Origin of the sequence: Desulfovibrio sp. (genome assembly GCF_019424165.1) — a bacterium.
Taxonomy (GTDB): Bacteria; Desulfobacterota; Desulfovibrionia; order Desulfovibrionales; family Desulfovibrionaceae; genus Desulfovibrio.
Genome location: NZ_JAHZAA010000016.1, coordinates 34073 through 44991 on the forward strand (window position 1 = coordinate 34073; position 10919 = coordinate 44991).

The following is a 10919-nucleotide window of genomic DNA, read 5'->3' on the forward strand; positions in this document are numbered from 1 at the left end:
GCGGTGGCATGACCCGAAGGGAGATTATATGAAAAAAATGCGTCAAGTCTGTTTTCTGGCTTTGCTGCTGGTGTTTACCACCGGCTGTACTGCCGCCCTGCAGCGGGGAATGGTCGGACCGACCTATGTATCCACGGCCCGCCCGGCCATTAGCCTGGCGGTTAAGGATATGCCGCTTATTGCCGGAGGCCAGGGACAGGTCAACCTGGACTGGACCGGCGTTATGGGCGGCCTGCCGGTGTCTGTCTGGATGGCGGCTTATGGTCAGGGCCAGCCGAGTTCGCCTCTGGCTATCGTAGCCCAGGTTGAACTGGCGCAGGGCTGGTACTGGAACAGTGACTCCACACCGCCTTTCAGTGTGGATCAGGCCAATGAGGTTATAGGCGATACAACGTTTGCTGCCTGCACTTTCATAGCGGACAGTTCGCGCGATCCCTTTGCCCTGTTAGCCGGTGTACAGCCGGGTACGCCCCCGATGCGCTGGCTTGTGCGCAGCTTTACCTCACGGTTCAACTTCAATGCCGACAAGATTATTCTTGAATACCGTGAGCCGCTGCCGCCACAGATGGAGTTTCTTGAAGTGCTGACCATCGGGCAGACTGACCAGTTGATTGCATTTGAACAGCGCGCCCGCAACGCCTTTGTGGTGGGGCCTGTTCCCGGGGATTTGCAAGGCCTTGCTGACCCGTATATGCAAAACGTGCGCTGGCAGTTTATGGATCAACGTTTTCTTGGCACTGCATCAAGATATGATGTTTTCAAGATGAACTGATTTATTATTAATAATCAGTTTTTATTGCATACAACCAGTACGGCAATGGCCGCCCAAAACACATGTTTGGGGCGGCCATTGTACGTTAAAGATACTAGTGGCACATGGAAATTTGTTCTATGGCGCGGCAAAAGTAAAAAACTGCTTCAAATACCTATAATAATGTTTGTAATATGTTTTTTTTTATGAGCATTGCTACATTGACGAAATAATAAGGCATGTGTATGTTCTGCCAATTGGAACTCTGGATTTGAAAAAACTGATCTGTTTTGAAAACAAACGCGCCTTTTATAGTGCGTGTTCAGCGGATCATTAAGATGACCATAAGGGGTAATTATGGATGATTATTTGAAAGAAGCCCTGGAAATTACCAGGGCACAAGCTGGTGTGCGCGTGATGAGCGAAGAAGAGATCGCAACCTTTATACAAAAGGTTGCTCTCGGCATTCGCGCCGTTGCCGAAGGTGAAGCTCCTTCCGAAATGGACAGTGTGGAAATGGCTCAGGAAGGCCGCAAGTCCGTCAAGGAAAAGTCCGTCACCTGCCTTGAATGTGGCAAGAGCTTCAAGATTCTGACCAAGCGTCATCTCGCCGGTCATGATATAACGACTGCCGAATACCGCGAAAAATGGGGCTTCAAAAAGGATGCCCCCCTTGTCTGCAAGGCTCTCCAGCGTGAACGCCGTAAAAAAATGAAAGACATGAAATTGTGGGAAAAGAGGCGTAAAGCCCAATAGCGTTTGCTTATCGGCCCGCCGTCAGGCGGGCTTTTTGTATCTTGCGGCCAGGCCGGGCGGCGTCTCTGCGGCACGGCGGTCCCCACAGTATAACGGTTTGTGGTCCGGAGCATGGTAGCTTGAAAATATATGTGCAAGGTTTTTGTAATGCTCACTTGGGCTTCAGCCGCGCAAATAAATGAAGATGCAGCTTTGGCCGTAACTTTTCGGGGGAACGGCTGAAGCTGCATTATATTTGGCTGCGGGTATTCGCGCACGCAGAGCAGGGGCAAAGGAACTGAGCTAGCAGTTCCTCCGGATGCATTTTCTTGCGGCACCTCGCTTGCGGCCTGCCGGGATGCCGGAATTGTAATGACGCTTACTAATTACTGAGGCGCGGCACAGACAGGCTGTTTGTCGTCTTCAGATTTTCAGGATCGGGTTATGACAGAATTTTATGCGGCGGCAAATCCCGCCGAGGCGCTGAAGCTTGTATCGCTTCCAGAAGATGAGCTTTTTTCCGGAGCTACGCAATTGCGCCGGGCGACTTTTGACAACAGGGTAACGCTTTGTGCCATCATCAATGCCCGTAGCGGTAACTGTGGCATGGATTGCCGTTTTTGTTCACAGAGCAAACATAACCATACCCCCATTGATATATTTTCCCTCTTGCCTGACGAAGAACTACGCGAGCGAATCCTGACGCTGGCCGCGCAACCTGTGGCGCGAATAGGCGTGGTTACCAGCGGTGGGGCGCTCAGCGGTGAAGAGTTTGACCGTTTGCTGGGTGTGCTGCGCTCCTTGCCGGGGCATGTGCGTAAACGTGTTTGCGCGTCTCTGGGCAAGCTTTCTGCCGCTCAGCTCGCGCAGTTGGTGGATGTCGGTCTTGACCGCTATCATCACAATCTTGAAACTTCCCGCCAGTATTATCCCAGCATCTGTACCACGCAAACATGGGACCAGCGCAAAGCAACGGTGGAACGCGTGTTCGGCGTAGGTATGACTGCCTGCACTGGTGGTCTGTTCGGTCTTGGAGAAAGCTGGCGTGATCGCATAGATTTTGCTTTTGCACTCAAGGCGCTGGGAGTGGGACATGTGCCGATGAACTTTCTGCATCCTCACCCGGAGACGCCGCTTGCGGGCCAGCCGCCGCTTACAGCCGGAGAAGCCCTGCGCATTGTGGCCGTTTTCAGGCATATACTGCCCACTGCCACATTGCGCATCTGCGGAGGCAGGCCGTTGGTCCTGGGGGCGCGGCAGAAAGATATTTTTGCAGCCGGGGCGAACGCTCTGATGACCGGCGATTACCTGACTACTCAGGGCCGCGGCCTGGTTGATGATCTTGCCATGATTGATTCGCTTGGTCTGGAGGTTGATTGTGACCAGAGCTGTTGAAGGCTGTTGTCCTGATCGCATGCGCGAACCTTTGCGCGGTGTTTTTGTGGCGGGATCAGGTACGGACGTGGGTAAAACAGTGTGCGCGGGCGCTTTGTTGCGCGCATTGCGGCAGATGCATATGCCTGTTCAGGCCGTCAAGCCGGTGCAGACAGGGGTTCCTGCAAGTGGAAGTACCCTTTCAGCACAGTCTGATGCGGCGGTGTATACAGCCGCGGTGGCGGGCGTCGCCTCCATAGGCAATCTGCCGCCAGGGGCAATGCTGCATTGTTTTGAACTGCCCGCCTCACCACACCTTGCCGCTGCACGGGAAGGGAAAAAGCTGGACTGCATGGGCCTGCGCGCGGATATTCTTGCCCACTGGGCGGCTGTTCCGGCCCGGGCCTTTTTGCTGGAAGGGGCAGGCGGCCTGCGTGTGCCGCTCAATGACAATGAAGATATGCTGGATCTTATGGCAGCACTGGGCTTGCCTGTTTTTCTTGTTGGCGGCAATTATCTTGGCTGCCTGAACCATATTTTTCTTTCCATTGATGCGCTGCGTCACAGCGGGCTTGAACTGGCAGGGTTGGCGCTTGTGCCTTCGGCCGATCCTGACGCCGGATGCCCCGGGGTTGATACAGCGGCCATGCTGGCAGACAACGCCCGTATTCTGCGTCACCGGCTTGCCCGGGCCGGTAATGATGCCCCGGTGGTAGAATTGCCGCGACTGAAAAATCTGGATGAAGGCGGATGGGGCGAGCTGGCCCGCCTGCTGACCCCTGTGGCCTTGCGCATGGCGCAGGCATGGCCCGAATCTGCTCCCGCCGCGGGGCAGCCATCTTCAGAAGAGCAGGCTCTGGTGCGCAGGGACAGGGCAACGGTCTGGCATCCTTACGCCTCGGCCCTGGATTTTCCTCCGCTTAATGCCGTGCGCCGCACCTGGAGGAACCGTATTGTTCTGGCAGACGGCAGGGAACTTGTGGACGGCATGTCTTCGTGGTGGGCAGCGGTGCACGGTTACAACAATCCGCATCTGCTTGACGCCCTGCACACACAGGCCGGGCGCATGCCCCACGTCATGTTCGGAGGGCTTACGCATGAGCCTGCCGTGGCATTGGCCGAAAGGTTGCTCGGGCTTATGCCCGAAGGCCTTGAGCGCGTCTTTTTTTCGGATTCCGGCTCTGTGGCCGTTGACGTCGCTCTCAAGATGGCGCTGCAATACCAGTACGCCAGGGGGGAGACGGGGCGCACCTGTTTTCTGACGCCGCGCGGCGGTTATCACGGCGATACTATCGGGGCCATGTCCGTATGCGATCCTGTGACCGGCATGCACGGCCTGTTCGCAGGCATGTTGCCTCGCCAGCTCTTTATGGAGCAGCCCTCCTGCGGATTTGATCAGCCCTTTGATCCGGCCAGTCTGGACCATGCCCGCCAGATGCTTGAGCAGTATGGAAAAAAGATCGCAGCCGTTATTCTTGAGCCTGTGGTCCAGGGGGCGGGGGGCATGTGGTTTTATCATCCGGAGTATCTGCGCGGGCTGGCGCAATTGTGCCGCGATGCCGATACGCTGCTTATCTTTGATGAAATTGCTACTGGTTTCGGCCGCACGGGCAAAATGTTCGCTGCTGAGTGGGCCGGTATCAGTCCGGATATCCTTTGCTGCGGCAAAGCCCTTACAGGGGGGGTGCTCACCCTTGCTGCCACGGTGTGCAGCGGACGTGTTGCCGAGGGCATCTGCCGGGATGGCGGGGTATTCATGCACGGGCCTACCTTTATGGCCAATGCCCTGGCCTGCGCAGTGGCGGGGGCCAGTCTGGACTTGCTTTCTTCCGGCAAATGGCGGCAGCAGGTGGGAGATATTGAGCGCGACCTGCGCACAGGTCTTGCCCCGTGCATGGATATGCCCGGTGTGGCTCATGTCCGTGTGTTGGGAGCCATAGGAGTGGTGGAGATGAAGGAGCCTGTCAACACGCGCACGCTACAGGCGTTTTTTGTGGATCAAGGGGTGTGGCTGCGTCCCTTTAACCGGCTTATCTATCTTATGCCACCGTATGTGACTCCCGCCGGGGATACGCGCCGGTTGTGCGCTGCGGTAGAAGAAGCCCTGCGCCAGGGGGCGCATTCGTCGTGATATTTCTTCTGATCTATATTGCGGTACTGTTTCTTCTGGCCTGGATAACGGCGCGGCGCGGCCCCGATAAGGAAACGTACTTTGTCAATGGCCGGCGCAGTTCCGCCAATGTGGTTGCCCTGTCCATCGTTGCTTCGTGCGTGGGGGGGTCGGCCACCATGGGTATGGCCGGGCTGGCATGGCAGGTGGGAACTCCGGCCATATGGTGGCTTTTGTCCGGCGCAGCGGGCCTTGTGCTACTGAGCCTTTTTCTGGCCCGCAAGGTTCGCCGTAGCGGGGCCATAACCATGCCGGAAATGCTCACCACGTTTCTCGGTGCGCCCAGCCGCCCGCTGGCGTCGGTCATTATCGTAACAGCCTGGCTGGCGATTCTGGCTGCCCAGTTCAGCGCTCTGGCTACAATTATTGCGCCGCTGGCGGGGATTGACAAAAATGTAGCCATGCTTGTGGGAGCGGCGGTGCTTGTGGGGCATACTCTGGCCGGGGGGCAGGCTTCAGTCATGAAGACGGATGTCTGGCAGTTCGGTATTCTGCTCTTGTCTTTGCTGACGGCCTTGCTGCTTACACTGCACCTGGGGGGCGGCCAGGCCATTACCGCGGTGCAGGTTGAAGTGCTCAATGAGCAGTTCCCCGCATCAAAGCTGCGTTACTTCCTTTGCATTCTTGGCGGCAGCTACGTGGTATGCCCTATGCTTTTCGGCAGAATGCTCAGCGCCCGTGATGAACACGCCGCCCGCAAGGGAGGTTTGATGGCTGCTGTCGGGCTGACGCTTACCGCAGCCCTTATAGTTGTTCTCGGAATATCCTGCCGTGACCTGGTTCCTGTGGGAACGCCGCCGGAACAGGTGTTAACCACGGCCCTTTTGTCCCATTTGCCGGCATGGGCTGCCACGCTCATTCTGCTGGGCATTTTCAGCGCCATTTTTTCTGCCGCGGACTCATGCCTGATCACTGCCGCCTCTGTGTGCAGCAATGATATTTTGCGTAAACCCGGTGTGAAAACATGCCGCATCTGCCTGATTATTCTTGGCCTGATGGGGCTTGCCCTGGCCTTGCCCGGCAGGGGGATTCTTGCCTTGCTGCTTATGGCAAACGATATTTATGTTTGCGGCGTTGTGCCGCCGGTTTTTATAGGCATGTTGCTGCATGGCAAGGCGCACTTCAGGCCCTGGGGCATGGCTGTGGCCATTCTTGGCGGCGGCCTGCTGGGGCTGACTGCTGCGCTTACGGGCAACAGCGACTGGAGCTTTGCGGGACTGGCATTTTCTTTGGTTATGAGCCTTGCTGCGGCGCGCCGTTCTCCCCAGTCTGTGGAGAAGGGGGCGGAGGTACAGGCAAACCACGGAATATGAGCCTCGTGGCCGCGGCATCTGCCAGTTCTGAAACGTCCATGATCTTTTCAAGCAGTTCTAGAAGATAAAAACGATCATTTTCACAACCGTCTTTAAAATCTTGTTCCAGTTGGCCTGATTGAATGTATTGTTCCAGTTTTTCCAGGTCGTTAACGGTCAACATGGCAGTCCTTCGCGGGTTGTCTCAACCTGGTCACACAGCGATCTGTCAGGGTCGCGGCCAGGTTGAGCACTCGCTCTATTTCTTCTTTGGTGATACAATCAAAATGAATGCCGGCGCTCACGCATACCGTGCAGTCCAGCGCGTCGGCCAGATGACGCGCCATCCGGGCTGCCAGCATGTCTTCGCGGTGTCCGGGCAGGCTTATCAGATTTTGGACACGGCTTTCTGCTTCTTGCGCGCGCGCGGGCTGGGGGCTTGCCACAGCCACCGCGCCAATATGGGCCTGGCCGCCGCTGCATATGACTTGCAAGTCGCGGCCCATGCGCAACACGCGTAAAGTCAGGGCAAGTCTGCCGTGTCTGGCGGTAAGTCTCATGTATTCTCCGGTCAATGAAGTGCCGCTGAAGGCGCGCACAGCATAGCGTACGGCGGCGTGTCCCGCAAGGACAGGGCGGACAATGCGGATGGCCAAAGATGGTTTTACTGGCGCGGCATGATGCTGGAAGCGCCTTTTTCACCTCGCTCTGATTGTTCTGATGATTGCGAGCGCGGATGTTCGCCACAGAGGCGTAGGCCTGATTGACGGCTGGCGGAATAACTTGCAGCTGAAAACAGCACGCTGTGCAGTGGTGCTGCCAGGCAGCGAAGTGAATGTTCCCCAAAAGCGCAAACAGAGCTTCTCAAGCTTGAAATGCCTTGCATCCGGAACATCGTTCAGTTTTTCAGGTTGGTTGTTTTACTACATGCTCTGTCTTCGCGGCGCGGGCGCTGCAAGATCGAAAAAATCGGCATAGACGATTGTCCCAAAGCGAAACTGCTCTCACAGGCGGGCAGCCATACCCGCCGGAACGTGCCATAGAACATGCAACAACTATATGGAGCTGCCATGACTTTGGATCCCACCAAGCACCCTGACTGGAAGATCGCCCTTGATGCGGAATCCCGCATGAAAACCATTGAAACCCTTGCTGCGGAACTGGGCCTTGAAAAGGCTGAACTGTTGCCGTACGGGCACTATATGGGCAAGGTTGAGCAGCAGGCCGTGATGCAGCGGCTAAAAGACCGCCCCGACGGAAAGTATATTGATGTTACCGCCATCACCCCCACGCCTTTGGGGGAGGGCAAGTCCACAACCACCATCGGCCTTGTGCAGGGTCTTGCACGGCGCGGACGGCGTTCTTCAGCGGCCATCCGGCAGCCTTCCGGCGGCCCTACCATGGGAATGAAAGGCTCCGCCGCAGGCGGCGGGCTTTCGCAGTGCATTCCGCTGACACCCTATTCTCTCAACTTTACAGGCGACCTGCATGCCGTGGGCACGGCCCACAACCTGGGCATGACGGCTTTGACCTCGCGCATGCAGCATGAGCGCAACTATGACGATGCCACGCTGGAAAAGCTTTCGGGCATGGCGCGACTGAATATCGATCCCACCAGAATCAACACCGGTTGGGTTATGGACTTCTGCGTTCAGGCCCTGCGTAATATCATTATCGGCATTGAGGGTGATGGGCGCCGCAATGATGGCTTCATGATGCGTTCGCATTTTGACATCACTGTTGCCTCTGAAGTTATGTGCATCCTTTCCATTGCCCGCGATCTGCGCGATCTGCGCGAGCGGATGGGGCGGATGGTGCTGGCGCATGACCGCAACGGCAAGCCTGTGACCACCAGCGATCTGGGGGTTGCCGGGGCCATGACTGCCTGGCTGGTGGAGGCCGCCAAGCCCAACCTTATTCAGACAATCGAGGGGCAGCCCGTTTTTGTGCATACCGGGCCTTTTGCCAATATTGCCCTTGGGCAAAGCTCGGTCATTGCCGACAGGGTTGCGCTCAAACTCAGTGACTATCATGTGACGGAATCCGGCTTTGCCGCCGAAATGGGCTACGAGAAATTCTGGAACCTCAAATGCCATTATAGCGGCCTTGTGCCTGATGCGGCTGTGGTTGTGGCTACCGTGCGGGCGCTCAAAAATCACGGCGGTGCTCCCCAGCCCAAACCCGGCCAGGCACTGCCAGAACCCTACACCCGTGAAGATGTGGGTCTTGTGGAAGCCGGATGCGCCAACCTGCTGCACCATCTGGGCATTGTACGGCGTTCGGGCGTACCCGCAGTGGTCTGCATCAACAAGTTCCATACCGACACCAAGGCAGAGGTCGATGCCATCCGTCGCATTTGCGAACAGGCCGGAGCAAGGGTGGCCCTGTCGGAGCACTGGGAGAAGGGCGGAGAGGGCGCTCTGGAGCTTGCTGACGCAGTTACGGACGCCTGCAATGAAAAGAACGAATTCCGGCCGCTCTACGATTGGAGTTTGCCCCTTACCGAGCGCATCACGACGATCGCTCAGGAGGTTTACGGGGCTGACGGAGTGGAGTTTGAACCGCTTGCAGCCCAGCGCCTCAAAGACTTGCAGGAAAGACCCGATGCCAACGAGCTGGGCGTCTGCATGGTGAAGACCCAGTACTCCCTGTCTGACAAGCCTGCGCTCAAGGGTGTTCCCAAGGGCTGGAAGCTGCATGTGCGCGACGTGCTTTTCTTTGGCGGCGCGGGGCTTGTTGCCCCGGTGTCCGGTGATATCAGCCTGATGCCGGGTACTGGTTCCAAACCGGCTTTCCGCAATATTGATGTGGACGTGGAGACAGGCAAGGTCACAGGACTCTTCTAGAGTCTTTTAGTAAGGATTTACTTCGGGGGCACAGCGCAGCCAAGCTGTGTTTATGCTCCGCAGACAGATGTTCACGAGCCGCCAGGGTCATTTAAAGCAAAATTGCTCTGGCGGAACATGCAAAATGCCGCTGTCCTGGCAAGGGACCATGACATTTTTGCTTCTTTTATACCGCAACAGCCCGTTTCGGAAAGGTCGTTCCCATATTGGGCAGCCTGGTTCCGAAGCGGGCTGTTTTGCGGGCATCGGGCGCGCTCGGTCCGCCATTACGCATAAAATTCGTATTGTTGAAAGGCGGCGTCCGGGGGGATGCTCCTGCATTTTTATTGTATCGCGCTTTTACGTCGTATCGGTACAATACTTTTTATCCGGTATCCTTGTTTGACATGGATAATATCAGGAGATATTCTGATTACCGTTGAAGAAAATTTCTTCCCCTGCCACGATGCCTGCCATGCAAAAAGTTGCGTTGCCGGGCATGCCTACTTCTCACTCAACATCGCTCAGGAAAAAATTCGGGCCGCCCTTTTTTACGGCAGTTTGATTCATGGCAATGAGCCTCCCGTCACAGCAGCGGCTGTTGTAGCAAAATTTATAAAAGGATCAGTATGATCGCCTATATACATGGCTTCAACTCCAGTCCTGCCAGCAATACTTTTTGTTTGCTGCGGCACGTTTTTCCCCATGCTCGTGCGCTGAACTATCCGTCCAGCGGGCTTTTTCCCGAAAATCTTGCGCATTTGCAGGCGCAGGCAGCGGCTTTACGTGCGGAAGAGGCAGGACCACTGGTTCTGGTAGGCTCTTCGCTTGGCGGGTTTTATGCCTCCCAACTCTCGGCGTTGCTTGCCTGTAACTGTGCGCTCTTCAACCCTGTGGTGTGGCCTGCTCAAGCCCTGCGGCAGTTTGTGGGGCCCAATACCTCCTTTCATGGCGGGCAGCGCTGGAAATTTACGGATGAAATGTGTGACAGCTATGCTATTTTTGCCGATGCGCGCAAAGCTTCCGTGGAGCGCCTTGTGGTGCTCGGCCGTGCCGATACCCTGCTGGACCCGGCAGAGGCCCGCACGTACTGGAAAAATCATGCCCGCATTCATGAAACTGATGATGGTCACAGCCTGGCTGCCCTTGATGAAACCATCACAGGCACATTAGCCGCCTGGCAACAGTAAAACAAACAGTGCCTTGTTGTTTTGCATATCCTGTGGAGATAACAAACTATGTTTCAAAAATATCTTGTATCCGGCCTTGCCCTTTTCGGTATGCTTTTGTGCATTGCCGCTGGGGCTCTGGCCGGGCCTGCCTATAGAGTTGCGCGAACCAGTCTGCCCGAAGAAGATAACTGGCGGCAGGCAGAGGGACTGTCCATAAGGTTTGACGTGGATGTGGACCGCTGCAAAAAAGAGTACGGCGCGAATTGGTCACGCCAGTGCTCCGGCCCACCGGCCGGACAGTACGGGACACTGGTGGAGGGGGTCCGTATGACCCCTGCAACGCCGGGAGAATGGCGCTGGCTGAATGGATCGAGTATGGTCTTTACGCCTGAAAAACATCTGCACCCGCAGACTACCTATACAATTTCCCTTGAAAAAGTCTCCCTGCCTTCGCGCTTTTCGGTCAACCGTCAGCTAACGTACACCACGCAACCCCAGGCCGCGCGTATCGGCAAGGAAACATTCTGGACAGATCCTTCTGCCAAAGCCGCTCACGCCATTTCTGTGCCTGTGTATTTTATATGGCCGGTCAATCCTCAA

The 10919-nt window shown here is 56.3% G+C and carries 10 protein-coding genes; 9 read left to right on the top strand and 1 reads right to left on the bottom strand.

Annotated elements, in window-relative coordinates; genetic code table 11:
• The first annotated feature begins 28 nt into the window (after positions 1 to 28).
• The 5 genes from QZ377_RS07430 (at position 29) to QZ377_RS07450 (ending at position 6343) form a co-directional block, all read left to right on the top strand.
• On the top strand, positions 29 to 772 hold the full coding sequence (locus QZ377_RS07430; RefSeq protein WP_291440536.1) for a DUF4851 domain-containing protein: 744 nt from the start codon (positions 29 to 31) through the stop codon (positions 770 to 772).
• Between the two features lie 336 nt (positions 773 to 1108).
• Complete coding sequence (locus tag QZ377_RS07435; protein WP_291440537.1) at positions 1109 to 1507, top strand: MucR family transcriptional regulator; 399 nt, start codon at positions 1109 to 1111, stop codon at positions 1505 to 1507.
• 423 nt (positions 1508 to 1930) lie between these two features.
• A complete protein-coding gene (gene bioB / locus QZ377_RS07440) occupies positions 1931 to 2881 on the top strand; it encodes a biotin synthase BioB (RefSeq protein WP_291440538.1) in 951 nt (316 codons plus the stop codon).
• Positions 2865 to 4991, top strand: coding sequence for an adenosylmethionine--8-amino-7-oxononanoate transaminase (gene bioA, locus QZ377_RS07445; protein WP_291440539.1), 2127 nt, complete (start codon positions 2865 to 2867; stop codon positions 4989 to 4991). Before bioB ends, bioA begins: the two co-directional genes overlap by 17 nt.
• A complete protein-coding gene (locus tag QZ377_RS07450) occupies positions 4988 to 6343 on the top strand; it encodes a sodium:solute symporter family protein (protein ID WP_291440540.1) in 1356 nt (451 codons plus the stop codon). Before bioA ends, QZ377_RS07450 begins: the two co-directional genes overlap by 4 nt.
• A gap of 149 nt (positions 6344 to 6492) precedes the next feature.
• Here QZ377_RS07450 and QZ377_RS07460 read toward each other — a convergent pair whose 3' ends face one another.
• Positions 6493 to 6882, bottom strand: a complete 390-nt coding sequence (locus QZ377_RS07460; RefSeq protein WP_291440542.1) for a hypothetical protein — start codon at positions 6880 to 6882, stop codon at positions 6493 to 6495.
• Positions 6883 to 7392: 510 nt separating this feature from the next.
• Between QZ377_RS07460 and QZ377_RS07465 the strand changes: the two genes are divergently transcribed.
• From QZ377_RS07465 to QZ377_RS07480, 4 genes are all read left to right on the top strand, one after another.
• A complete protein-coding gene (locus QZ377_RS07465) occupies positions 7393 to 9168 on the top strand; it encodes a formate--tetrahydrofolate ligase (RefSeq protein ID WP_291440543.1) in 1776 nt (591 codons plus the stop codon).
• Positions 9169 to 9549: 381 nt separating this feature from the next.
• Complete coding sequence (locus tag QZ377_RS07470; protein WP_291440544.1) at positions 9550 to 9780, top strand: hypothetical protein; 231 nt, start codon at positions 9550 to 9552, stop codon at positions 9778 to 9780.
• The gene (locus QZ377_RS07475) at positions 9777 to 10337 is read left to right on the top strand and encodes a YqiA/YcfP family alpha/beta fold hydrolase (RefSeq protein ID WP_291440545.1); all 561 of its coding nucleotides are present in this window, start codon (positions 9777 to 9779) and stop codon (positions 10335 to 10337) included. Before QZ377_RS07470 ends, QZ377_RS07475 begins: the two co-directional genes overlap by 4 nt.
• Positions 10338 to 10385: 48 nt before the next feature.
• The coding region (locus QZ377_RS07480; RefSeq protein ID WP_291440546.1) for a hypothetical protein at positions 10386 to 10919 on the top strand (534 nt) is incomplete at its 3' end.